This window comes from Bradyrhizobium sp. SRL28 (genome assembly GCF_018596315.1).
Taxonomy (GTDB): domain Bacteria; phylum Pseudomonadota; class Alphaproteobacteria; order Rhizobiales; family Xanthobacteraceae; genus Bradyrhizobium.
Genome location: NZ_JAHEAG010000002.1, coordinates 354,905 through 378,550, shown reverse-complemented (window position 1 = coordinate 378,550; position 23,646 = coordinate 354,905). Strand labels below are relative to the sequence as shown.

At 62.2% G+C, this 23,646-nt stretch carries 21 protein-coding genes; 1 reads left to right on the top strand and 20 read right to left on the bottom strand.

Going from position 1 to position 23,646, the window contains the following annotated elements; all coding sequences use genetic code 11:
- The 4 genes from KIP88_RS06175 to KIP88_RS06160 form a co-directional block, all read right to left on the bottom strand.
- Positions 1-1,017: an ABC transporter substrate-binding protein gene (locus KIP88_RS06175; protein ID WP_214486970.1), complete on the bottom strand. Its 1,017-nt coding sequence runs from the start codon at positions 1,015-1,017 to the stop codon at positions 1-3.
- 72 nt (positions 1,018-1,089) lie between these two features.
- Complete coding sequence (locus KIP88_RS06170) at positions 1,090-1,509, bottom strand: aconitase X swivel domain-containing protein (protein WP_214486969.1); 420 nt, start codon at positions 1,507-1,509, stop codon at positions 1,090-1,092.
- On the bottom strand, positions 1,506-2,783 hold the full coding sequence (locus KIP88_RS06165) for an aconitase X catalytic domain-containing protein (RefSeq protein ID WP_214486968.1): 1,278 nt from the start codon (positions 2,781-2,783) through the stop codon (positions 1,506-1,508). Before KIP88_RS06165 ends, KIP88_RS06170 begins: the two co-directional genes overlap by 4 nt.
- A gap of 2 nt (positions 2,784-2,785) precedes the next feature.
- Positions 2,786-4,225, bottom strand: coding sequence for an FAD-dependent oxidoreductase (locus KIP88_RS06160; protein ID WP_249790546.1), 1,440 nt, complete (start codon positions 4,223-4,225; stop codon positions 2,786-2,788).
- A gap of 98 nt (positions 4,226-4,323) precedes the next feature.
- On the opposite strand from KIP88_RS06160, the gene KIP88_RS06155 reads away from it, so the two are divergent.
- The gene (locus KIP88_RS06155; protein ID WP_214486967.1) at positions 4,324-5,259 is read left to right on the top strand and encodes a LysR family transcriptional regulator; all 936 of its coding nucleotides are present in this window, start codon (positions 4,324-4,326) and stop codon (positions 5,257-5,259) included.
- Positions 5,260-5,328: 69 nt separating this feature from the next.
- On the opposite strand, the gene KIP88_RS06150 is transcribed toward KIP88_RS06155, so the two are convergent.
- The 16 genes from KIP88_RS06150 to KIP88_RS06075 form a co-directional block, all read right to left on the bottom strand.
- A complete protein-coding gene (locus KIP88_RS06150; RefSeq protein ID WP_214486966.1) occupies positions 5,329-6,126 on the bottom strand; it encodes an ABC transporter ATP-binding protein in 798 nt (265 codons plus the stop codon).
- Complete coding sequence (locus KIP88_RS06145; protein WP_214486965.1) at positions 6,127-6,915, bottom strand: ABC transporter permease; 789 nt, start codon at positions 6,913-6,915, stop codon at positions 6,127-6,129.
- Between the two features lie 19 nt (positions 6,916-6,934).
- Positions 6,935-7,702, bottom strand: a complete 768-nt coding sequence (locus KIP88_RS06140) for an ABC transporter permease (protein ID WP_214486964.1) — start codon at positions 7,700-7,702, stop codon at positions 6,935-6,937.
- A gap of 1 nt (position 7,703) precedes the next feature.
- Positions 7,704-8,195: an ABC transporter substrate-binding protein gene (locus tag KIP88_RS47815; RefSeq protein WP_214486963.1), complete on the bottom strand. Its 492-nt coding sequence runs from the start codon at positions 8,193-8,195 to the stop codon at positions 7,704-7,706.
- Positions 8,192-8,677, bottom strand: a complete 486-nt coding sequence (locus KIP88_RS47810) for an ABC transporter substrate-binding protein (RefSeq protein ID WP_214486962.1) — start codon at positions 8,675-8,677, stop codon at positions 8,192-8,194. The genes KIP88_RS47815 and KIP88_RS47810 overlap by 4 nt, the downstream gene beginning before the upstream one ends.
- Positions 8,678-9,383: 706 nt before the next feature.
- Positions 9,384-11,102 (bottom strand): class I poly(R)-hydroxyalkanoic acid synthase, encoded by a 1,719-nt coding sequence (gene phaC / locus KIP88_RS06125; RefSeq protein ID WP_214486961.1) that lies wholly within the window; start codon positions 11,100-11,102, stop codon positions 9,384-9,386.
- 166 nt (positions 11,103-11,268) lie between these two features.
- Positions 11,269-12,645: a sigma-54 dependent transcriptional regulator gene (locus KIP88_RS06120; RefSeq protein ID WP_214486960.1), complete on the bottom strand. Its 1,377-nt coding sequence runs from the start codon at positions 12,643-12,645 to the stop codon at positions 11,269-11,271.
- Positions 12,635-14,470, bottom strand: a complete 1,836-nt coding sequence (locus KIP88_RS06115) for a sensor histidine kinase (RefSeq protein ID WP_214486959.1) — start codon at positions 14,468-14,470, stop codon at positions 12,635-12,637. The genes KIP88_RS06120 and KIP88_RS06115 overlap by 11 nt, the downstream gene beginning before the upstream one ends.
- A gap of 49 nt (positions 14,471-14,519) precedes the next feature.
- Positions 14,520-15,515: a cytochrome d ubiquinol oxidase subunit II gene (cydB, locus tag KIP88_RS06110; protein WP_214487296.1), complete on the bottom strand. Its 996-nt coding sequence runs from the start codon at positions 15,513-15,515 to the stop codon at positions 14,520-14,522.
- A 5-nt stretch (positions 15,516-15,520) separates the two neighbouring features.
- On the bottom strand, positions 15,521-16,912 hold the full coding sequence (locus KIP88_RS06105) for a cytochrome ubiquinol oxidase subunit I (protein ID WP_214486958.1): 1,392 nt from the start codon (positions 16,910-16,912) through the stop codon (positions 15,521-15,523).
- Between the two features lie 88 nt (positions 16,913-17,000).
- Positions 17,001-18,323: an NAD(P)/FAD-dependent oxidoreductase gene (locus KIP88_RS06100; protein WP_214486957.1), complete on the bottom strand. Its 1,323-nt coding sequence runs from the start codon at positions 18,321-18,323 to the stop codon at positions 17,001-17,003.
- A 47-nt stretch (positions 18,324-18,370) separates the two neighbouring features.
- Complete coding sequence (locus KIP88_RS06095; protein ID WP_214486956.1) at positions 18,371-20,647, bottom strand: NADP-dependent malic enzyme; 2,277 nt, start codon at positions 20,645-20,647, stop codon at positions 18,371-18,373.
- A 77-nt stretch (positions 20,648-20,724) separates the two neighbouring features.
- Positions 20,725-21,150 carry a phasin family protein gene (gene phaP / locus KIP88_RS06090; protein WP_214486955.1) on the bottom strand — a complete coding sequence of 142 codons (426 nt, stop codon included), beginning with the start codon at positions 21,148-21,150 and terminating at the stop codon, positions 20,725-20,727.
- A gap of 31 nt (positions 21,151-21,181) precedes the next feature.
- Positions 21,182-21,604 (bottom strand): acyl-CoA thioesterase, encoded by a 423-nt coding sequence (locus tag KIP88_RS06085; protein WP_214486954.1) that lies wholly within the window; start codon positions 21,602-21,604, stop codon positions 21,182-21,184.
- A gap of 9 nt (positions 21,605-21,613) precedes the next feature.
- Complete coding sequence (gene phbB / locus KIP88_RS06080) at positions 21,614-22,339, bottom strand: acetoacetyl-CoA reductase (protein WP_214486953.1); 726 nt, start codon at positions 22,337-22,339, stop codon at positions 21,614-21,616.
- Positions 22,340-22,464: 125 nt separating this feature from the next.
- Entirely contained in the window at positions 22,465-23,637 is a 1,173-nt protein-coding gene (locus KIP88_RS06075) for an acetyl-CoA C-acetyltransferase (protein WP_214486952.1), read from the bottom strand.
- Positions 23,638-23,646 lie beyond the last annotated feature (9 nt).

Below are 23,646 nucleotides of genomic sequence, written 5' to 3'. Positions count from 1 at the left end.
TTATTTGTAGATTTCTTTGGCGAGCGCGAGCATGGCGTCCTGGGTGTCGACATTAGTGGTGCCGAGCAGCTTGGCGCCGGTCAGAGCCCGCATCTCTTCCTTGACGGCGCCTTCGGCGGTCGGGACCACCGGGATCAGGCCCGCATTGGCATAGATCAGCTGCACCTCGTCGCCGAGATAATGATTGATGAACAGCCGCGCGGCATTGGGGTGCGGCGCGTTCCTGAGCAACGCCATGTCGAAGCGGATATAGGGCACGCCTTCCTGCGGGATCACCAGCCTGACCGGCAGACCCCTGAGCACGGTGGTGTTGGAGAATAGTTGCGGAATCCGCATCGGATACTCGCCGCGCGCGACGCGGCGTTCGTCATTGCCGACGTCACGGCTGAACACCGGCTGCTGGGTGGCGAGCTTTTCGTGAAAGTCACGGCCGAACGCATCCTGCAGCACCGAGAACATGACCTGGCCGCCGCCGAGCGCGCGCATGTCGTCGCAGAGAATCTTGTCCTTCCAGACCGGATCGAGCAGGTCCTTCCAGCTCTTCGGCTCCTCTTCACCCTTGACCTTGCCGGCGTTGACCAGGATGCCGTAGGCCAGAATGTAGCTCGGCACCAGCACGTCGGTCGCTGGCTGCTGTGGCGAAAGCCGCTTGGTGTTGGCGATGCCGCCATGCGATTGCAGCTCGCCGTCGCGCTGCGAGCGGATCATGGTCGCCGCACCGTTCTGGATGACGTCCCCGATGAAGCGCCCGGCCGCCTGTTCGGTGCGCAGCCGCTCGCGCAGTTCGCTGGCCCTGACGTCGAGCAATTCGACAGTGATGCCGTATTTCTTCTCAAAGCTCTTGATGGCGGCGAGATGGAACGGCGCGCCGAGAAACGAGGTGTAGAAGGTAAGCTTGCCTTCCTGCTTCGCAGCAGCAACCAGCGCCGGATCGTCGGCCTGCTGGGCCATCGCACCAAACGAGATCGCACACAGCACGGCCGCCGCCGCGACGACACGCAAACCAGCCCTTGTCATCTTGCTCCCTCGTCCCCTGTCGTCCCTCTAGTGGGGCTCTCAAAACCTGCACGCGCCGTCCCGCGCGCAGGGTCACGCAGATTTCTTGGTGATCTCCACGACGCCGCGGTCGGCATCGACCTTGACCCAGTCGCCGGTCTCGATGATGTCGAGCGGATCACTGTCGAAATCAGTGACGGCGGGCACCCGCATCACCACCGCGCCGAGCGCGACCTTGGTGGTGGTCCGGTTGTAGAGAATGGCCTTCGGGGCCGTACCAGCGAGCCGCGCCAGATGAAAATATTGCGACCAGCCCGACGAGCCCTTGGCGCCGGGGAAAACCAGGACCTTGTCCTTCAGCGAGATGCCGCATAATTCGTGCCGTGTCTCGACCACCTTGCCGGTCCGCGGATCGAACCCGCCCCAGCCCGATACGGTCTCCCGCGTCACCAGCGCCTCGCCCTCAGACACGCCGCCGACGACCTTGCGTCCGTGCAGAACGATCGTGCTCATCGCAGGCCTCCGTTCCAGCGCCCGCTGACCGCCGCCTCGACGCAATCGGCGACCGAGCCGAACCAGGCCTGCACGCCGGTAATGGCCGGAAGGTAATGCGCCTGCTTGGCGGAGTCGGTGGCGACCACTTTTGTGTCCTTGGGCATGATGCGCGAGATCGCCGGACAGGTATCGGTGAGGACGTGTCCCCCCGCCGCCTCGATCAGCGCGGTGTAGCCGCTGCGATCGGCGACTTCCTTCAGCGCGCGCGGCGTGAACACCCACAGCGAAGTATTGGCGCTGAGCCGCCTGCCCTCCAAGAGGCGGGCGGCGAGACCGACCTGTTCGATGGAGTTGTGTGGACAGCCGAGCATGATGAAATCGACGTCGTGCGACTTCGCTGTCGAATTCAGTTTCTCGTAGGCTATCCGCCGCTCGGCCTCGCCATAAACCAGTGTCGTCAGCGGCGCACGGCCGCCGAAAGCATATTCTTCCGAACGGGTCTCCGGCGTCACGCCGGGAATATGGTACATCTCCACGCCGCCGGATGACGCCGCCGCCGCACCAAAGTGCTTCAGCTTGATCATGTTGGGTTGCGCCACGAGGCCGCGGAAGGCGGGAATGTCCTCTTCCACCATTTCACCGATGGCGTAACCGAGAATGCCCCAGTCCATCATGTCGTCCACCGGCACCTTCACGTCGATCAGGTGAGTAGCGACGCGGTTCTCCGGGATGTGCAATCCGAAATAGGGAATCCGGCCGGTGATACTGGCCGCACCGGTGCTCTCGCGTCCCTCGGTGTTGGTCCGGGCGCCGAGCACAGCGTTGCAATAGATCACCGCGGAGGATTCCATCCAGGCGCAGTGTTCGCCCATGACAGGCACATTGCCGACCTGATAGGGCGTGCAGGTCGCCAGCATATTGACGCCCTTGGCGCCGAAGAACTTTTCGCCCTCTTTCTGAATCCGCACCGTCTCTTCAAGGCCCTGGTTCATCTCCGGGTGCTTGCTGTCGATGCCCATCACCAGATGGCAGGTGTAGGCCTTGACCTGCGGCATCTCGACCCTTTCGGTGCTATCGAGATTGAATTCGGAAAAGATCGCGTCGTTGCCCTTGCTGGCGAATTCGCGGATCATTGGGCCGGCGGCGACGAAGGTGCCGCAGACATTGTTGACCGGTACCAGCCGTTCGGCGCCCAGCGCCTCCCCATAGCGCACCAGAAGGTCCATCGCGCGGTGGACGGCGGGACCTTCGCCGCCATCCAGCATCCTCTGTTCGTCGTCGGTGAGCTTCATGATCAGGCGTTCGCTTCTGCAAAGGGGCGAATAGTGCGGGCAATCTCGTGTCCGCTGACATTGCGCTCTAGATTGTCGCGCAGGCGGACTTTCAGCGCCTCCATATCGATCTGGTGCACGCTGCCGGTGCCGGCGAGATCGAGCGCATGGGCGGCCGCCGCACCCATCGCGATGCAGGGTCCCATCACCCGCACGCTGGAGAGCGCAGCGTTGTCGGCATCGATGCAGCGGCCGGCGACGACGATGTTGTCGGCGTCGGCCGGCGTGAGGCTGCCGAACGGAACATAATGCATGTGGTCGTCGCCGAACGGCCGCCAGACGTGGTCGTTGCCGGAATCGTGCAGTTCGATCGGCCAGGCGGTACGCGCGATGGCGTCGTCGAATTTGCGCCCGGAGACAACGTCCTCGACCGTGAGCTGCTGCCGGCCGCGGATCCAGCGGGTCTGCCGGATGCCCGGAAAGCCGTAGGCGCGCACCCGCGCCTTGCCGAACGCTTTGGGAAATTCGGTCTTCAGGAATGTCACCGCGCGGTCGGCCTGGTCGCGTCCTTCGAGAGTCTTGGTGGACATCTCGAACGGGTCGAGCGGGGTTTCCATATGGGTCATGTTCATTGCGGCTATGCCGCGGCCCGGAATGATAAAGCTCAATCCCTCACGCCGGACCAGGCCGTATTGTTCGCCCTTCTCGCGCATTCGCACCGGCAGCTCGGCGCGGCTCGGTACGTGCTCCTCGTCGATGCCTTCGAGCACCACCATCTGGGTCCCGAACACCGGGCCGTCGGCGGCCTCCTGGCACGGAAACCCGGCCTGCCACACCAGCGCGGCGTCGCCGCTGGCATCGACGAAGCCGGTGGCGCCGACGCGAACGTCGCCGTAACGTGTCGCCAGCGACAGCGAGCGGATCCGCCGCTCCTTGACTTCGACCTCACGGACGATGGCGCCGAGCAGCACCGTGATGCCGGCCTCGCGAATGGCGTTCTCGATCCAGCGGCCGAGCGCGACCTCGTCGTAGACGATGATGTTGTTGACGCCCTGGCGGTAGTGGATCGCGCCGGTCTTGGACAGGTCGCGGATGATGTCCTCGGCGATGCCGTAGGTCACCTGGTAGCCGTCGGCACCGTTGGAAAACATGCCGCAGATCGTGCCGACGATCGAATTGACCGCCTGCCCGCCCAGCACCGGTAGCCCGTCCACCAGCAGTACCTGCTTGCCCAGCCGGGCGGCTTCGATCGCCGCCGATACGCCTGATATCCCCGACCCGACCACGCAAACATCGGCCTCGCGAAACAGCGGCGCGCTGCCGTGGCGAACCACCGTGCGCGTCGCCGTCGACGCCTTGGTACGAAAAGAGAAAGAACCGCCGCCCATGATGACCTTGCACGTTTCCTGATCGCGGCCCGCGATGAAGGGACTGCTTTGCGCCAGCCTGCCCTTTTGCAACATGGAAATAAACTACCTGTTTTAGGTGGTCAGTATTCTCGTTTTGGAAAAACTGCTAGGGTTCCTGCAGCGACGTATGGGAACAGCAAAAGGGAAAGACCATGGACACCGTTCGAAACATCAAGGCCTTCCTGCTGGTCGCCCGCACCAACAGCATCTCGGTCGCGGCGCGCCAACTCGGTGTGGTGCCCTCGGTCATCACCAAGCGAATCGATCGGCTGGAAGACCAGATGGGTGTGCCGCTGCTGCAGCGTTCGACCCGGGGCATCTCCCTGACCGGAGCCGGGGAAGCGCGGCTGCCGCGCCTGCAGACGCTGGTCACGGAGCTTGATGCGATTTTCCAGGAATCCCAGGTCTCGACCTCCGAGATGGAAGGTCATCTGCGGATCAAGTCGCCGACCACCATCGCCATTCTCGATCTCGGCGAGATGCTGACCCGTTTCCAGATCGCTCATCCCAAGATCAGCATCGAGCTGGTGATGCTCGATCGTTCGGTCAATCCGATCGAGGAAGGCTTTGATCTCGCCATCGGCGCGCTGCCGACATCTTATCCCGGCGTGATCGACGAACCGCTGTGCCCTTACCCGCGCGTCGTCTGCGCGTCACCCGCCTATTTGGAGCGCTGCGACACCCCGCAACATCCGCGCGATCTGGTGCAGCACGACTGCCTCACCTTCGCCACCACCGGCCTGAACTGGACCTTCGAAAGTCGTCGCGGATTGATCAACGTCGACGTCAAGGCAAAACTGAGCGCCAACGACAGCCAGTTGCTGCTGCGTGCGGCCATCGCCGGCATGGGCATCGCCCGGATCGCAAATCACATCGCCATGCCCAGCATCGAGAGCGGCGAACTCGTTACCTTGCTGCCGGACTATCCGGTGCCCGAATTCTGGGTGAAGGCGCTGATTCCCAAGAACCGGATCGATAAGCCGGCGGTGCGCCAGCTGGTCGGCATTTTGAAGCAAGGTTTTGCGCAAGGGACGATCGGCCAGAGGGCGCGCCCCGCTGCGAGCGACCACGCTGCGCCGCTTGCATGAGGATCTCCTGCGACGAATAGGCCGCCATTCCGGGGGGGCGCTCCTGCGCTAACCCGACGAAGGACAGACCTAGCCATGGACGCTCGCCTTCGCCTGCTGAATGCCGCGATAGACGCGGGTTCGCAGTTCGGCAAAGCGGGGTTCGACCCGCGTTGTGGCCTGGCTACGCGGTCCCGCGATGTCAATCGGGACGTCATCGAGAACACGGGTGGGCGACGACGACAGCACCAGCACGCGCTGGCCGAGATAGACGGCCTCGTCGATGTCGTGGGTCACGAAAATCACCGTGAGATCGAGTTCGCTCCAGAGCCGAAGCATCAGGTCTTCGAGATCGGCGCGGGTCTGGGCATCGACCGCTGCGAACGGCTCATCGAGCACCATCACCTTCGGCTGATAGGCCACAGCGCGCGCAATCGCCACCCGCTGCTGCATGCCGCCCGAAAGCTGCCAGGGATAGGAACCGGCGACGCCGGTGAGTGCGACCGCCTCCAGCGCCTCATCGACCAGGCGCGCACGCTCGGTCCTCGCGATCTTCTTCTCGCGCAGCGGCAGCTCGATATTCTCCCGCACGGTCTTCCACGGGAACAGGCTGCGGCCGTATTCCTGGAACACGACCGCCATTTCCGCCGGCGGCCCGACCACCGCGTGCCCATTGACCAGAATCGCGCCAGAGGTCGGCGCCAGCAGCCCGGAGAGACACTTTAGCAAGGTGGTCTTGCCGGCGCCCGACGGGCCGACGATGCACGTGAAGTCGCCGGCCGCGACGTCGAAGGTCAGATCGCCGATCGCTTCGACCCGGCGCTCCCTGGACTGGTAGACTTTGTTGAGATGGCTCACCGACACCACCGCAACTGCGTTCATTGCCATTCAGCTTCGCCTTTCCAGATCTCGCATGCCGTAATACCATTTCAACGCTCGCCGCTCGAACAGCCTGAAAACCACCGAGAGCGCGAACCCGAACAGGCCGAGCATCAGCACACCGCTCCACATCTCCGGGATCTCAAAACTGCGCTGGAACACGATGATGGCGGCGCCGAGTCCCGTAGTGGCGGCAAACATCTCGCTGATCACCATCAGGATGATGCCGATCGACAGCCCGACCCGCATGCCGACCACGATCTGCGGACTGGCACTCGGCAGTACGAAGTTCCACAAGCGGCTCATGCCCCTGATCTGGTACGTGCGGCAGGTCTCGTCGAGCACACTATCGGCGCCTTTGACGCCTTCCACCGTGTTGAGCAGTATCGGCCAGATCGCGCCGGTGACGATGACCGCAACCTTCATGGTGTCGCCGAAACCGGCCAGCATCACCAGCACCGGAATCAGTGCCGGCGGCGGGATCGCGCGAAAGAATTCCAGCACCGGCTCCGCCGCGCGGCGCAGCGCGGCGAACATGCCGAGCGGCACGCCGATCACGACCCCCGCAAGGCAGGCGATGGCGTAGCCAGCGATCAGGCGGCCGAGACTCGGCAGCACGTCGGTGACAAACCGCGGGCCGAGCCACAGCGCATCGAACCGCTCCAGCACGCGGGCAAGCGGCGGAAAGTAGAAATTGGTCGAATTGGCGCTCACCGCCAGCAACAACCCGAACAAGGCGAGCGGAAGCACGAGCTCGATCGCCAGACGATGCAGAATTTTTCCGGTGGTCCGAACCATGCTGCCCCGTATCCCCGGCTCAGATCGCGGCCGTATTGCGCACCGACGGGTGCCAGCGCAGCAGGCGCTGTTCGATCCCCCGTGCCGCGACGTTGATTCCGACGCCCATCAGGCCGGTCACGATCACCAGCGCGTACATGGTCGGGATCGCATTCGAGGTCTGCGCGACGACGATGCCGCGTCCGATACCATAGGTGCCGATCACCATCTCCGCGGTGACAGCGAGCACCAGCGCGATCGATGCGGCGAGCCGAATGCCGGTGAACAGAAACGGCAGCAGCGTCGGCCATGCGACGTGCACGATGAAGCCGGTCCGGCTGAATCGAAACGAACGCGCGGTGTCTCTGGCCACCGCGTCGATGTCGTTGAGGCCATACAGCATCTGCAGCAGCACCTGCCAGAACGCCGCATAGGTGATCAGCACCACGCCGGATTGATAGCGCGAGCCGAAAATCAAGATGACGCCGGGAATCAACGCCACCGAGGGGATCGGGCGCAGGAACTCGATGGTGGAATGGGTATAGGTCCGCGCGCCGGGCACGAGCCCGATCGCGAGGCCGGCGATCACGCCGGCCGCTGTCGCCACCACGAGGCCGATCGCCCAGGTGCGCGCGGTGCTCAGCAGGTACCCCCAGAACTCCTGCGTCGCGGCCAGGCTGAACAGCTCGACCAATAGCCTACTGAGCGGCGGAAAGAATTGTCGATCGGCAAGGCCAAGCCGCGGGGCGACCTCCCACAGAATGGCCAGCAGCAGAAAGCCGCTGACGCTGTTCAGACGTCGAGCCACGTTACTTGGCCTCGCTCCAGACGATGTCGTCATACACCGTGGGCTTGTTGATCATGCCGAATTCCTTGGCGTAGGTGGAGAATAGCTCGATCGATTCCTTCGGCACCGCGGTGAGGTAGGTCGGAAGAATCAATTTCGCGGCGACCTCGGGGCCGAGCTTGGTGAACTTCGGCAGCTGCTTGCGGACGCCGTCAGGATTCTTCTGGGCATAGTCGAGCGATTCGTTGATCGCCGCCCGAATGCTCTTGAACAGCTCCGGATTGCCCTTGAGCTGGTTCTCAAAGGTGAAATAGGCCGAGGTCAGCATGCTCTTCTTCGACATCGCGATGTAGGGCGAGTTGATCGCCGGGAAACCCGCAGCGATGGCGGCGGTGCCGAACGGCTCCGCACCGACCATGGCGTCGATCTTGCCGGATTGCAGCGCGGCCAGCGCGTCCGCGAAACCAAGTTCGATGAAGCGGACCTTGCTGGGGTCACCGCCATCGGCTTTCACTGCGATCCTGCCAAGCAGTTGCAGCAGTCCATTGAGTGCGTTGACGCTGACTGCTTGCCTTCGAGATCCTTTGCCGACTTGATGCCGCTGTTCGGTCCCGCGTGAATCATCGTGACGTCGGCGCCGCTGGTTGCGGTCGAACTCGAACCGGCAGCGATGATCTTGACCGGCAATCCCTTGTCGCGCGCCTGCAGCAGCGACACCAGGGAACTGAAGGCGAAGTGGTATTCGCCGCTCATCACCGACGGAACCAGTGCCGCGCCGGTCGTCCCCATATTCACTTTCAGATCGATGCCGTGCTTCTTGAAGATACCCACCTCTTCGCCGAGATAGAGCGCCGCCACGTCGGTCACCGGTATGAAGCCGGCCTGAACCGTCACGACCGCCTTCGGCGTGTCGGCTGCCGATACGCCGCAAAAACCCGCGATACCGGCCATGACAAGACCGAGCGCAACGGTCAGGACTCTCGAAGCGACGCTCATATTGATCTCCCCCTTTTGTTGTTGATCGCGGCGGCTGCTCGTCTTCGCCGCGATAGCGATCGGGCCGCTATTGCTGCAAGCCTTGATCAAGCCGAGCAGTCGCAGGCTCCGAATGAATTTACAAGAGGGATGCCGCAGCAAGCTCGGTCACGAACAAATTCGAAAAAGACCTTTTCCATTTTGGCAATACCGGCGCCCTCTAGAACCTGATGTTCTGTGGATTCTCCGGACGGCGCAAATTCGCGAATTGCCGAAGAAGATTCCCCCTCACCAGACATCGGTCTGCCGCCAACTAACTGCAGCGGATTCCCACTCAGCCTGCTCGCGTCGGTTGTCGTTGGATTTTCTTTGATCTCCCGGTGCACACATCGTGCACACACCGCCTTCTAACCAATGGTGCACACGAAAACCCGAGTGCACACGCGTGGCGACCTTCATCTAATTGCATTCCGATCCAGCACGCAGATTGTCGCTGGAAGCATTTCTTTCCCAATTCACATCGCAACGCGAGCGACGCGATGAAACGCCGACAACGATACACATCCAACCGAAATGAAAATCAGATCTGGCAATGAAGCCCGCATTGATCAAGTGCGAACTGAAGAGATCATGCGCGCTCCAACGTCAGCGTATGTGAGGAAACACCTCAATAGAATGAGAGCAGCGTGATGACGCCGTCTACCACGCTCGTCATAGACGCTGGCTGTCAGTCGGCTTTCGCCTTCACATATCGACCGGGTGCAGATTCGCCCGGAGGATAGAGGTTGCTGCCGAGTTGCGTGCGCGCCGGTAGTTGTTCTTCCGCCCGCGGCTTGAGCCAGGCGATCCAATCATTCCACCAGCTGCCGGGCTTTTCATCGGCGCCGGCCAGCCAGGTCGCCGGGTCGTCGCACCGATTGGTCGACACCCAATAGCTTCGCTTGTTCTTCGACGCCGGATTGATCACACCGGCGATATGGCCGCTTGCGCCAAGGACAAAGCGAGTATCGCCGCCGAACAGGCCCGTTGTCCGATAGGCGGATCGCCACGGCACGATATGGTCCTCGGCAGTCGCCAGAACATAGGCCGGCAGGTCAACCCGCCCCAGATCGACTGAAGTGTTGCACATCGTCAACCTGTTCGGTTCCCGGAGATTGTTCTCCAGGTACATGTTCCTGATATACCAGCAGTACATCGGGCCCGGCAGATTGGTTACGTCGGCATTCCAGAACAGGAGATCGAAACGCTCGGGCGATTTTCCTTTCAGATAATTATTGATCACGTTTGGCCATATCAGCTCTTTCGAACGCAGGGTCTGGAACACGAACCCCAGCTCGGCGCCGCGGTAGATGCCGCCATTTCCGATGGTCTGCTCACGCTGTCGCACGCTCTCCTCGTCCACGAATACGCCGAGATCACCCGGTTCGCGGAAATCGAGCATGGTCGTCAGCAGCGTCACGCTGGCGACCGATTCGTCGCCTCGGGTCCGAAGGATGGCAAGTGCAGACGACAGGATGGTTCCGCCGACGCACCAGCCGACGACATTGACCTTGTCGGCGCCGGAAATCGATCGAGTGATCTCGATGGCACGCATTGCGCCGTGCTCGACGTAATCATCCCATCCAAAATGCCCGCAAGAGGCATCCGGGTTGCGCCAGGAAACGATGAAGACCGTCATGCCGTGCTCGACCGCAAACCGGACGAAGGAATTGGCCGGCTGGAGGTCAAGAATGTAGAATTTGTTGATGCAGGGCGGCACGATCAGCAGTGGCCGCACAGCCACCTGCTCCGTCGCCGGTTCATATTGAAGCAGTTGAAACAGGTCGTTCTCGAATACGACCGCGCCCCTGGATGCCGCGACGTCCTTTCCGACCTGGAAAGCGCCCTCGTCCGTGATCGTCAGACTGCCCCTGCCCAGATCCGACATCAAATTGTCCAGGCCTGCCTTGAGGCTTTGGCCTTCGGTGTCCGTCGCGAGCTTGATGACGTCGGGATTGGTGGCGACAAAATTGGTCGGACTCATCGCCTCGACGAGTTGGCGCGTGAAGAAACGCAGCCGATGCTTTTCCTTTTCGTCCAGATCCAGCGCTTCGACGAAGTCAGTGCAATAGCGCGAATTCAGCAAATAGCATTGCTTCAGCAGACTATGGAGCGAATTGTCCCGCCATTCCGTGGCGTTGAACCTGCGATCGCCGCGCAGAGGTTCGAGGGCCGCCTCGGTCTGCATTCCTGCCGCCGATTTGAAGACGTTTTCCGTGAGCTGGTACAGACGCATCAGATGTTCAGCCTGTAGTTCGGCGATGCGTCCCGACGAACTCAGAGCTGAGCTGACGCTCGCGCCGTCGCGATCGGCATTCGGTGTCCATCCCAGCGACCGCCACAGGCTCGCACCCGCCTTCATGAATCCCTCGACAAACTCGTCAGGCATATTGAATGGCCGATTCATCGTTTCCCCTCACTCAGCAAATTGAATGCTTCGTTTGTTTCCGGTTTTGGGCCGCTTCTGTCCGGCGCCCTTCGTTGTCGTGCCCATCGCGCTCGCCACGTCCGTCCAGCTGCCGGAGGCCGGCCCGCAAGCCTGCGCAAGGGCGTCGCAAGGGTTCGCTTGATCGTCAGGATCCGGTGCGAACGATTGTCCCTTCCCTGATCTCGTCGACATTCACTGAAAGGCGTTTGATCTTGTCGTACAGCGTCTGCTTCGGGATGCCCAAAAGCATTGCAGTCGCCTGAACGTCGCCCTGCTTGCGCCGCAGCGCGTCCTCGATGATCGACCGCTCGATGTTCTCCAACTGTCGAGGCAGCGACACGTCCGATGCGCCGAACCCGGGCTTGTTGACGGCCTTGCCGTCGAGCACGCCGAGCACGAAGCGATCGGCGACGTTACGGAGCTCCCGTACGTTTCCCGGCCACGAATAGGCCAGCAGGACGGACAGCGTCTGCTCGTCCAGCAGCGGCGCGTCGCGCTCGAACCGTCTGGCAGCATCCAGCGTGAAGTGCTCGAACAGGAAGGGAATATCTTCGCGCCGCTCGCGAAGTGGCGGCAGTTCGATGAATGCGACTCCGAGGCGATAATAGAGATCGGCGCGAAACACCTTTTTTTCGCTCAGCTCGAGCAAATTCGTTTTGCTGGCCGCAATGACACGGCAATCGACGGAAATCGGCTTGTTCGAGCCGACGCGCTCGATCGACCGGTCCTGCAGCGACCTCAACAACTTCACCTGCACGCTCAGCGGCATGCTCTCGATTTCGTCGAGGAACAGCGTTCCGCCATTCGCATATTCGATCTTTCCGATACGCTGACGGGTGGCGCCGGTAAATGCGCCCACCTCATGGCCGAACAACTCGCTCTCGACCAGCGATTCGGGGAGGCCGCCGCAGTTTACCGCGACATAATTGCCGCCGCGTCGCCCGCTGTGATTGTGGAGACAGCGCGCAACCACATCCTTGCCGGTTCCGGTTTCGCCATAGATCGTGACGTCGACATTGGTCGCGGCCAATGTGGAGACGAGCCTGCGCACTTCCAGTATCTGCGGCGACCGGCCCAGCAGGCTCGCCTCGATTCCCTGGCGGTCCGCCAGAGCGGATCTCAACGAGCGCACTTCCAGGGTCAGCCGTCTCTTTTCGGCCGCCCTGCGCACCACCGAGATCAGCTGCTCCGAGGAACATGGCTTCTCGATGAAGTCGTAGGCACCATTTCGCATCGCCTGCACGGCCATGGAAATATCGCCATGTCCGGTGATCAGGATCACCGGCAGATCCTGATCCAGCCGGCGCAGATCGGACAGCCACTCAAGGCCGCTCTTGCCGCGCAGGAGCACGTCGCAGACCACGACGAATGGCATGTCAGCGGATACGGACCCAGCAGCGGTCTCGACCGAGGCGAACCCCGAGACGGAAAACCCGGCGAGTTCGAGCGCCTGAACGCCACCGATCCGGACATCGTTGTCGTCCTCGACGTAGATCACGCCGATCGATTGGTCATCGCCCATGCGAGGTCTCTGATGTGCCAGCCAATGGAAGGATCACGACGAATTCGGCGCCGCTCGGCGTCAAGTTTCGTGCGCGCAGTTCGCCACCAAAGGAGCGCGCGATGTGGTTGGAGAGCATCAAGCCGAGACCGAGCCCCTTGCCGGCAGGCTTGGTCGTCACAAAAGGCTCGAACATGCGCTGCAGAACATCGGACGCGATTGCAGGACCGCTGTTGCTGATGACGATGCGGCAGCGGGCGGTCTGCGCTTCTTCCCGGGTCGCGCGTATCAGGATCGACTTCCGATCGGCGCCCTCCACGGCGTCCAGCGCATTCGCCACGATATTGCACAACAGCTGCTCAAGTCGCGTCTGGTCGGCAACGACGGAGAGATTCGCGTCAATATCCGTTACGAGGTCGACTCCGGTCTCCTTGACGCGCGCGGCGAGGATCTTGAGGGATTCGGCCATAGCATGCTCGACAGCGACCGCGTCAAGCGGGCTGCTCGACTTGTATGCAAAGACCCGCAGTTGACTGGTCAAGCGTCCGAGCCGACGTACCAACTCGCCGATCCGGGTGAGATTTCCGCGGGCATCGCCGATCAACCCGCGGTCGACGAGCAGAACCGCATTGTCTGCGGCAGTCTGCAGGGCGGCCAGCGGCTGGTTCAGTTCATGCACGATTCCGGCCGACATCTGGCCGAGGGCGGCGAGCTTGCCGGCATGGACCAAATCATCCTGCGCAGCCCGCAATTCAGCGGTTCGCTCCTGCACCCGGATCTCGAGCATGTCGTTCGCCGCCTGCAACGCCGCCTGGTTGGCCAGGCGCTGCTTGATCGCTCGCCTGCGTTGCTCGACCAGACCAGCCGCCAGCAACGCAACGATGGAGGCGAGACCCGACATCGCACCGATGATGAGCGCAGTCTGCCGTATTGGCGCCTCATCGTCGAGAAGGACCAGCTTCCACAGACCGTGGTTGATCGGCCGTTCGCTGAGGGTGTAGGCGCGGTTTTCTGCGGTGACGCGTGCAGAGCCATCCGTGGACTGAGCGGCAAAGGTCCATCCGAGCGGCGTCAGCTCGTGGTTTCCGTATGGCTTGGATCGCGAAATCTCATCGCGCATCTGAAGCGACAGCGGCTCCATTGGACGAAAGCGCCATTCGTCGCGAGAGGAAAGTATCGCGACCCGGCGCTCGTCGAGCAGAAGAATATCGCTGTCAATGTCGCGCCACGCGCGCTCGAACGAGCCCAGGTTGACCTTGACAGTGGCGACACCCTTCGTCACCCCGCCCTCCTTCAGCGCATAGGAGAGATAGTAGCCGGCGCGCGCGCTGGTGATGCCGACTCCAAAGAACGCCCCTCTGCCTTTCGAGAGAGCCTCGCTCACATATGGGCGGTAGGAAAGGTTCTCGCCAAACGGCGTGCCCGGTTGGTCGAAATCGGCCGCGGCCAGCGTCTCGCCGGAGACGCCGAGGACATAGAGGTTGTCGGCTCCTGCCAGCAGATTGATCGATTTCAGGTACTGGCTGACGGCTTGCCGCAACGCGGAATCGCCGGGCGCCCCGAGCAGCTGGAAGACGCTGGGGGACGTTTCGAGCAAAGACGGCAGATACTCAAATCTTGAAAGATGACCGTCGAGCCGGGCTGCTTCCACGGCCAGCCGCTGCTGGGCGGCAGCGCGCAAATGGTCAAGTCCGCGCTGGAAAGCCACTGCATATCCTAGCCACGAAGCGGCAACGACCAGCGCGACTGCAATTGCTCCGCGCACAAGCCAACGCGTGGAACCCGACGCCACCGAACTGATTTCGGGTCGCCCCTTGATGTTCACCAGCGATGGAAGGTCCGTCATCTCGGGAACCAGACAAATCCGAGGAGCGCCGGCCACGACGGACGACCGCTCATGCATAGTCTAACTCTATGGTCTTGCCCCGGAATACGCGATAGGAAAATCCGGTATAGGCGATAATGACAGGCAGCGTGACGCACACCCCGATCAGGATGATCTTGAGCGACTCGGGGCTGCTGGCGGCTTGCCAGACGGTAAGCCTGTCGATCACCACGAAGGGATAGATGCTGTAGCTGAGGCCGAGGAAGCTCAGGAGGAACACGAGCACAAGCAAGGCAAACGGCAACCAGCACAGGGCGCCGCGCACGGCGGGCGAGCCGAGCAGGAGGCGCACCGTCAGCAGCGCTATCCCCGCCGTTATCGGGATCGACGCCACCGCAATCATCGCCGGCAAGGAAAACCACCTATCGCGAACCGTCTCGCTGATCCAAGGCGTCGCCATCGAAATCAGTATCAAGCCTACGACCATGGGCGGCCAGGCGATCTTGCTCCATTCGATCGCCTTGTCCTGGAGCTGGCCGTCGGTCTTCATCACCAGCCATGTCGCGCCGAGCAGCGCGTATGCCATCGGCAGCGCCACCGCAATGGCGCCGGCAAAGATCGGATAGTTCCAGCCCTCGCCGAAGCCGCTGATGTAGCGACCGAGCATCCAGCCCTGACACACGGAGGCGAGCATCGATCCGGCGATGAAGAGGCGGTCCCACATCGCCTTCCGGTTGGTTTTGGCCTTGACCCTGAAGTCAAAGGCTGCGCCGCGCAGTATCAGGCCGACCAGCATGAGAGCGGTCGGCAGATACAACTCCGACAGGACCAGCCCATGCGCCTTTGGGAAAGCTACCAGAAGCAGGCCGACGCCAAGGACCAGCCACGTTTCATTGGCGTCCCAGAACGGACCGATGGACGCGACCATGGTGTCCCGCTCCTCGGGCGTCGCCCGATGCATGAGCATGCCGACCCCGAGATCGTATCCGTCGCTCACGACGTAGACGAGCAGCGATACCCCCATCAAGCCGATGAAGATGAGCGGAAGGAGTTCATCGAAGGACATCGAAATCATGCGAATTCTCCCCGGCGCTGATACTGGTGCGGGCCGTCCTCATGGTCTTTCGATGTGATAGGGCCTTTGGTCTTTTCCGCTATCTCCGACATGTATTTCAGCACTCCGACATACGCCACGAGCAAGGCCAGATAGAGCACAACGTAGATTGCGAGCGTCAGGGCAACGCTTGACGACGGCACCCGTGAGGCAACGTCGGCCGTTCGAATGAGACCGGAGACGATGAAGGGCTGGCGTCCGATCTCCGTGACGTACCATCCGGCAATGGTGGCAACCCAGCCGGCAAAGGTCATCCCGGCGAACAGCTTGAGCATGGGCCGCGGCATCCGGGCGAAATCCCAGCCATCGCGCCAATGCCTCCACAGGCCGATCCAGCTAACCAGCAGCATCAGGATGCCGGTCCCCACCATGATCCGGAAGCACCAGAACACCGCAAAGGCCGGCGGATGGGCCGATGGAAATTCGTTCAGCCCCTTGATTTCACCTTCAAGATCGTGCCGGAGGATCAGGCTCGCGAGCTTCGGTACGGCCAGCTCGAAATGATTCGATCTCGTCGCATCGTCCGGGATCGCAAACAGAAGAAGCGGCGCGCCGCGCGTCGTTTCCCAGACGCCTTCCATCGCCGCGATCTTCTGCGGCTGGTGCTTCAGCGTGTTGAGTCCGTGCAGATCGCCCGCCACCATCTGCGCGGGCGCCGCCAGCGCAGCGAAGATGAGCCCGGTCCGCAACACGCGTGATGCAGTGTCGATCGCGACGCCCTTGAGTATCTGCCAAGCGCTGATCCCGATCAGCAGGAACGCGCAGGTCAGCGCGGATGCCAGCGTCATATGGACCAAACGATACGGAAAGGAGGGATTGAAGATAATCTCCAGCCAGTTCTTGGCGTGAAACACCCCATCGACGATTTCGTATCCCGCCGGCGTCTGCATCCATGAATTCAGGGCCAGGATCCAGAACGCACTCATCAGCGTACCGAACGCGACAAGGAAGGTCGCTCCCAGGTGAACCATCTCGCCGACCCGGCGGTGGCCGAACAGCATGACGCCGAGAAAGCCCGCTTCCAGAAAGAATGCGGTGAGCACTTCATATGCGAGCAACGGGCCGGCGATATTGCCGACGCGCTCCATGTAGCCCGGCCAGTTGGTGCCGAACTGAAAGCTCATGGTGACGCCGCTGACGACCCCGAGCGCGAATGTCAGGGCGAATATTTTTGTCCACAGCCGGTAGGCGCGCAGCCAATCCAGCTTTTGCTGCGGGTCGGTCGCGCGCAGGTGCTTCAACCGAAAAAACAACAGAACCCAGCCCAGCGCGATCGAAATCGAGGGGAACAGAATGTGGAACGTGATATTGGCGGCGAACTGGATGCGCGCAAGGAACACAACATCCATCAGGATTCCCTCCAGCTTCGGCGCAGCGTCTTCGCATCAAGCAAGCTTGCATCGGCCGACACGACGTCCCTCCGCTTGCGACCCGATATCAATGGAGCTTCACATGCGGCTCGGTGCGCCGGGTGATCAGGCGGGCCAGCGTGTCGAGCGCAACCTTCACCGAGCCGTGCAGCGCGTGTTCGTGCATCTTGTAGAGAGACAGGTACATCATCCTGGCGAAGATGCCTGCGAAGACGAGGTTACCGCCCACGAGCGCTCCCATCATCGAGCCGACCGTGCTGAATTCGCCGAGCGACACCAGCGAGCCGAAGTCCCGATACCGGTAGTCCTTGAGCGGCTCGCCTCGCAGATAGCGCGGAATCTGTGAATACAGATGAGAGGCCTGCTGGTGAGCCGCCTGCGCGCGAGGCGGCACATTGCCGCGCTCGCCCCACGAGCAAGCCGCGCAGTCGCCGATTGCAAAGATGCCGTCGTCGCGCGTTGTTTGCAGTGTCGGCCGCACGACGAGCTGATTGATGCGGTTGGTTTCGAGGCCAGCGATATCCTTCAGGAAATCGGGTGCCTTGACTCCCGCAGCCCACACGATCAGTTCGGCGGGGATCGTCCGACCGTCCGTCAGGTTTACCCGGTCGGCACCGACCTCGGAGACCTTGGCGCCCACCAGCAGATTGACGCCCAGCTTGACGAGCAACTTCTCCGTCTCTTTCGAAACCCGTTCGGGCAAGGCGGGAAGCACCCGTTCGGCGGCTTCAATCAGCGTAATCCTGATGTCCTTCTGGGGATCGACCTGATCGAGGCCATACGCCACCACTTCGCGCGTCGTTCTGTGGAGCTCGGCCGCAAGTTCGACGCCGGTCGCACCGGCCCCGATGATCGCGACTTTCAACTGGTGCGCTCCCAGGGGCGCCGACTGGGCATGCGCGCGGATACACGCATTGACCATTCTTTCGTGGAACCGCCGTGCGTCCGACTGTGATTCGAGCTTGATCGCATGGTCCACAACCCCAGGCGTGCCAAAGTCGTTGTTCTGGCTTCCGACGGCGACGACGAGCGCGTCATAGTCAAAGGTCCGCTTCGGCGTGACCTTGCGGCCCTCAGCGTCGAAATACGGCGCAACCAGCACCTGACGGCGATCCCGATCGATTCCGATCATCTCCCCGATCCGGTAGCGAAAGCCATGCCAGTAGGATTGCGCAAGATAGTCGACCTCGTGGGTGGCGATATCCATGCTCCCGGCGGCAATCTCGTGGAGCTTCGGCTTCCACACATGCGTGCGGTTTCGCTCGATCAGCGTAATGTCGAGCTTTCCCTTGCGCCCGTATTTGTCGCCCAGGCGCGTCGCAAGCTCCAATCCACCGGCTCCGCCTCCGACGATCACGATGCGGGATGTTCCCAACTGTAGCTCACTCATGATGGCCTCGACCGATCAGTTCACAGCTCGTCCAACCGCTTTCCCGATCAAGCTCGCTCCGAAACGGCGTCAGCGGCCGCGACGGCAGCCATGTTGACGATGCGCCGCACGGTGGACGACGGCGTGAGAATGTGGGCCGGCTTCGCCGCCCCGAGCAGAATGCCGCCCACCGTCAGCCCCTGCCCTGCGGCCATCCGCAACAAATTGTAGGAAATATTGGCGGCATCGAGATTCGGCATCACCAGCACATTCGCCGGCCCTTCGAAATCGCTGTCGGGAAACTCGTGATCAAGCACCGACTGCGACAGCGCGGCATCCCCGCGCATCTCGCCCTCCACGGACAGATCAGGCGACCGCTCGCGAATGATCGCGCGCGCCTCACGCATCTTGTGCGCTTCCGGGACCGCCGAGCTGCCGAAGCTCGAATGCGACAACAGCGCCACCCTCGGCGTGATGCCAAACCGCCTGACCTCGGCGGCCGCCAGCAATGCGATATCGGCGACCTGCTCGGCGGTCGGATTGAGATTGCAATGCGTGTCGCAAATGAACAGCTGATGCTTTGGGAGAATGAGCATCTGCATCACGGCGAGCGTGCGCACACCGTCCCGGGTCCCGATCACGTGGCGTATGGCGGTGAGGTGATTGGCGGTCCTTCCGATGACCCCGCACAGCATTGCATCGCCGATGCCCCTCTCGAGCAGGATCGACGCCAGCACCGTCGCATCGCTTCGCGTCTCCGAGAGGGCCAGCGCGGCCGACACGCCATCGCGCTTTCTGCGCGCATGGTACACTTCCGCGCACTTGGAATAGACCTGCGCATCATGTGGATCGATGATCTCGCAATCGCTGCCTGGCTTGAGCCGGAGACCGAAAGCCTTGATCCGCTCTTCGATCGTCGAGGGCCGGCCGAGAAGCAGCGGCCTGGCAATCCTTTCGTCGGCAATGACTTGTGCTGCGCGCAGCACGCGCTCATCCTCGCCCTCCGCCAGAAGCAGCGATTTGCCGCTTCCCTTCGCCACCAAGAAGACCGGCTGCATCGCGTTGCCGGACTGGTAGACAAACCGGCCGAGTTTCTGACGATAGGCCTCCATATCGACGATCGGACGCCTGGCGACGCCGGTGTCGGCGGCTGCCTTGGCCACCGCGGGCGCGATCATTTCGATGAGCCGCGGGTCGAACGGCTTGGGAATGAGATAGTCGCGGCCAAAGCGCAGCCCCTCCCCCTTATAGGCGGCGGCGACCACCTCCGGCACCTCCGTCATCGCCAGATCCGCGAGCGCGCGGACCGTAGCGAGCTTCATCTCCTCATTGATCGTGGTCGCCCCGCAATCCAGCGCGCCTCTGAAGATGAACGGAAAGCACAGCACATTGTTGATCTGGTTGGGGTAGTCGGAACGTCCCGTCCCGATGATCGCGTCGGGGCGGACCGCCAGCGCATCCTCCGGCATGATTTCGGGTATCGGGTTGGCCATGGCGAAGATCAGGGGATCTCGCGCCATCTTCTTGACCATGTCTGATGTCAGCACATTGCCGGCCGACAAGCCGAGGAAGATATCCACGTCCTGAATGATCTCGTCCAGCTTTCGCGCATCCGTTTTCACCGCATAGCGCGCCTTGTTGTCATCCATGCCCTCGGTGCGGCCCGCATAGACAACGCCTTTTGCGTCGGTCACGATGATACGATCGTGTCGCAATCCAAGACTGACGATGAGATCGAGGCATGCAAGCGCCGCGGCGCCGGCGCCGGAGCAAACCAGCTTGACGTCCGCGATGTCCTTCTTGACCAGCTTCAGCCCGTTGAGGATCGCCGCCGCCGCGATGATCGCGGTGCCGTGCTGGTCGTCGTGAAAGACAGGAATCTTCATCCGGGCGCGCAGCTTCTGTTCGATGTAGAAGCATTCCGGCGCCTTGATGTCCTCCAGGTTGATGCCGCCGAAGGTCGGCTCCATCCTGGCGATCGTTTCGACCAGCGCGTCAGGATCCTCCTCGGCGAGTTCGATATCGAATACGTCGATTCCAGCGAACTTCTTGAACAGGCACGCCTTGCCCTCCATGACCGGTTTGCCTGCCAGCGGGCCGATATTGCCGAGACCGAGCACCGCGGTGCCGTTGGTGACGACGGCCACGAGGTTGCTGCGCGCCGTCAGTTCATCGGCCTGCAGGGGGTCCTTGGCGATGACCAGGCAGGGCTCCGCCACGCCGGGCGAATACGCCAGCGCCAGATCGCGCTGCGTTGCCATTGATGTCGTCGGCACGACGGAAATCTTCCCCGGCGTCGGCAGGCGATGATATTCGAGTGCGGCTTCCCTCAGATCCTGATCCATCGTGTTTCCTCGACTTGATTTCTTCGTGCGAAAGGCCGGTGCGACCGATCCCTTGCTGCCTTGAGCTGTGAGTGGCTTCACGCGCTTCCGCTGCGATTGCGCGTGGCCGCCATTCCGTCCTCGAAGCGGCGGTGCAATATTTCCATCGTTTGCTTCTGGGAATCGGCCGCCGTCTCGGCAAGCTGGCGCATGTTGGCCAGGGCCTTCTCGAATCCCTGCCTGGCTATTTCAGTGCGGCGTCCCGCGACAGATTCGACGCTTGCCTCGGCGGCGATCGCCTTCATGGTTTCCTGGAAAACCTCGGTCTGTTGAGCCATCAGGCTTCGCCAGCTGTCATATGCCGAACGATTAACCTCGATGAGCGCATCGATGTTCTTCTTCTCGGTGTTGATCAAGGCCATCATGTCGACGCCGCTGATCTGGCAAGACTCGATGAGCTTGGCGAAGTCGAACCCGGTAAAGCCCCAGTCGGCCTCGTTTGATCTTGATTTGCTGTCGGACATTTCCTCTCCTTCATCGGTTGTTGGTGCAGTGTCAGGTTTGAAGCGGAGTTGACGGTCGAGATGCTTCCTCTTGTCGATCAGGCGCGATCGGCGCAGGACGTCCCTCGCCGTCGAGCGCGACGAACGTAAAGATGCCCTCCGTCACCTTGACCCGGTCCCCCAACCGACTGCGCAGCGCCCAGGCCTCCAGGCGAATCGCCACCGACGTACGCCCGACACGTTCGGCCGCGGCATAGACGCAGAGGACATCTCCGACATGCACCGGTTTGATGAAATGCATCGCCTCGATCGCAACCGTTGCGACACGCCGCTGCGCACGCTGTCCGGCATGAATTCCTCCGGCGATGTCCATCTGGGAAAGCACCCAGCCACCGAAGATATCGCCGCTCGGATTCGCATCCGCCGGCAGGGCGAGCGTTCGTGTCGTGAGATCCCCTCGTGGCTGCATCGACATGGCGGCGGCTCAGACCATGCTCTGGCCGCCGTTGGCGGATATCGTCGAGCCCGTGATGAAACCGGCATCATCAGATGCCAGGAACACGACCGTGCGTGCGATCTCGTGCGGTTCGCCCAGACGGCCGACCGGGATCAGGGGAAGAATGTTCTTGGCCACGACTTCCGGGTTGATCGCCTTGACCATCTCGGTAGCGATATAGCCGGGACAGATCGTGTTGACGGTGATGCCGGAGCGAGCTCCCTCCTGGGCCAGCGCCTTGACGAACCCGATGTCGCCCGCCTTGGCGGCGGAGTAGTTGACCTGGCCCATCTGGCCCTTCTGGCCATTGATGGAGGAGATGCAGATCACGCGGCCGAACTTGCGCTCACGCATTCCTTCCCACACCGGCCGCGTCATGTTGAACAGCGAGTTCAGATTGGTGTTAATGACCCCATACCATTGGTCCGGCGTCATCTTGTGGAACATGCCGTCCTTGGTGATACCGGCGTTATTGACCAACACGTCCACCGGGCCCAGATCGGCTTCGACCTGCTTCAGACCTGCAACGCAGGCGTCGTAACTCGACACGTCCCACTTGTAGACGTTAATGCCGGTCTCTCCCCTGAACTTCGCGGCCGCTTCGTCATTGCCGGCATAGCTTGCAGCCACTTTGTAGCCGGCCGCCTTGAGCGCGATCGAGATCGCCTCGCCAATGCCTCGCGTTCCACCGGTCACCACCGCAACTCTGGACATCTTCCCCTCCTGTTCCTGATCGGTACGTTGTGTGTTCGCCGGCTCTCGGCGAGCCGTTGTCGCTCGCGGACGGCGGGTGCCGTCCGCATCCGGCTCCGGTCGCAACGACCGGGCTCGTCGCTCGCCTAACGCTCGACCGTGAGGGCGACGCCCATGCCGCCGCCAATGCACAGCGTGGCAAGGCCTTTCTTCGCGCCGCGTTTCTGCATCTCGAACAGAAGCGTCGTCAGAACGCGCGCGCCGGATGCACCGATCGGATGGCCGATGGCAATGGCACCGCCGTTCACGTTCACGATCGAGGGATCCCAGCCCATATCCTTGTTGACGGCGATGGCCTGCGCCGCGAAGGCCTCGTTGGCCTCGACAAGATCGAGATCCCTGACTTTCCATCCGGCCTTTTCAAGCGCCTTGCGGGACGCCGGAATTGGCCCCGATCCCATCACCGCCGGATCGACGCCCGCGGTCGCCCAGGACACGATCTTCGCAAGCGGCGTGAGCCCACGCTTGCTGGCTTCGTCGGCGCTCATCAACACCATCGCGGCCGCGCCGTCGTTCAGGCCCGAGGCATTGCCGGCGGTTACCGTGCCCTCCTTGTTGAAGGCGGGCTTGAGCTTTGCCATCGCGTCGAGCGTCGTGCCGGCGCGGATATACTCATCCTGGTCGACGACGACGTCGCCCTTTCTGGTCTTGACCGTGACGGGAACGATCTCGTCCCTGAACTTGCCGGCCTTCTGCGCGTCCTCGGCCTTGTTCTGCGAGCTGGTGGCGAACGCGTCCTGCTCTTCCCGGGTGATCTGCCATCTAGCGGCGATGTTCTCCGCCGTGACTCCCATGTGATAGCCGTGGAACGCATCCAAGAGGCCGTCCTTCAGCATGGAGTCGACGAACTTGGTGTCGCCCATCTTGGTGCCGTTCCGCATGTGTGACAGATGCGGCGCCATCGACATCGACTCCATGCCGCCGGCGACGATGACCTTGGCATCGCCGTTGGCGATCTGCTGCAGGCCCAGGGCGACCGAGCGCAGGCCCGAACCGCAGAGCTGGTTCATTCCCCACGCCGTCTTCTCCTGCGGAATGCCCGCCGCCATGGCGGCCTGCCGCGCCGGATTCTGGCCCTCGCCGCCGGCAAGGACCTGGCCAAGGATGACTTCGTCGACGTCGTTGGGTGAGACATTGGCTCGTTCGAGCGCGCCTTTGATGGCAACGGCCCCCAATTCATGGGCAGAGACCGAGCCGAGCGCTCCGTTGAACGCACCGACCGGCGTCCGGGCGGCAGACACAATTACTACTTCAGTCATGATCAACTC